Origin of the sequence: Stenotrophomonas sp. Ps181, from assembly GCF_025697425.1 — a bacterium.
In the GTDB taxonomy this organism is placed as follows: domain Bacteria; phylum Pseudomonadota; class Gammaproteobacteria; order Xanthomonadales; family Xanthomonadaceae; genus Stenotrophomonas; species Stenotrophomonas sepilia.
This window is the reverse complement of sequence record NZ_JAHWBI010000017.1, coordinates 2501-3532: the sequence shown is the minus strand read 5'-3', so window position 1 is coordinate 3532 and position 1032 is coordinate 2501. Positions and strand designations below refer to the sequence as shown.

1 rRNA gene (running past one end of the window) is annotated in these 1032 nt (G+C 53.6%); it reads right to left on the bottom strand.

Annotated features, from left to right (window positions below):
- Positions 1 to 1032: ribosomal RNA gene (locus tag KXV01_RS19945) — 23S ribosomal RNA — on the bottom strand; its annotated part runs 458 nt beyond the window's last position; the annotation flags it as partial.

The window sequence follows — 1032 nt, the reverse complement described above, 5'->3', positions numbered from 1 at the left end:
AGGATCCCGGATTTGCCAAAGATCCAAACCTACCGCCTTTCCCCAGGACAACCAACGCCTGGTACACCTAACCTTCTCCGTCCCTCCATCGCACTTACGCGAGGTGCAGGAATATTAACCTGCTTCCCATCGACTACGACTTTCGTCCTCGCCTTAGGGGCCGACTCACCCTGCGCCGATTAACGTTGCGCAAGGAAACCTTGGGCTTTCGGCGTGCGGGTTTTTCACCCGCATTATCGTTACTCATGTCAGCATTCGCACTTCCGATACCTCCAGCAGACTTCTCAATCCACCTTCAACGGCTTACGGAACGCTCCTCTACCGCGCATAACAAAGTTATGCACCCCAAGCTTCGGTTCTGTGCTTAGCCCCGTTAAATCTTCCCCGCAGACCGACTCGACCAGTGAGCTATTACGCTTTCTTTAAAGGGTGGCTGCTTCTAAGCCAACCTCCTGGCTGTCTGTGCCTTTCCACATGGTTTTCCACTTAGCACAAAATTTGGGACCTTAGCTGTGGGTCTGGGTTGTTTCCCTTTTCACGACGGACGTTAGCACCCGCCGTGTGTCTCCCATACAGTCCGTCTCGGTATTCGGAGTTTGCAATGGTTTGGTAAGTCGCGATGACCCCCTAGCCATAACAGTGCTCTACCCCCGAGAGGATACATATGAGGCGCTACCTAAATAGCTTTCGAGGAGAACCAGCTATCTCCGGGTTCGATTAGCTTTTCACTCCTAATCACACCTCATCCCCTACCTTTGCAACGGGAGTGGGTTCGGGCCTCCAGTGCGTGTTACCGCACCTTCACCCTGGGCATGACTAGATCACCCGGTTTCGGGTCTACTGCCCGCGACTATGCGCCCTTATCAGACTCGGTTTCCCTTCGCCTCCCCTATACGGTTAAGCTTGCCACGAACAGTAAGTCGCTGACCCATTATACAAAAGGTACGCAGTCACTCCTTGCGGAGCTCCTACTGCTTGTACGCACACGGTTTCAGGTTCTATTTCACTCCCCTCTCCGGGGTTCTTTTCGCC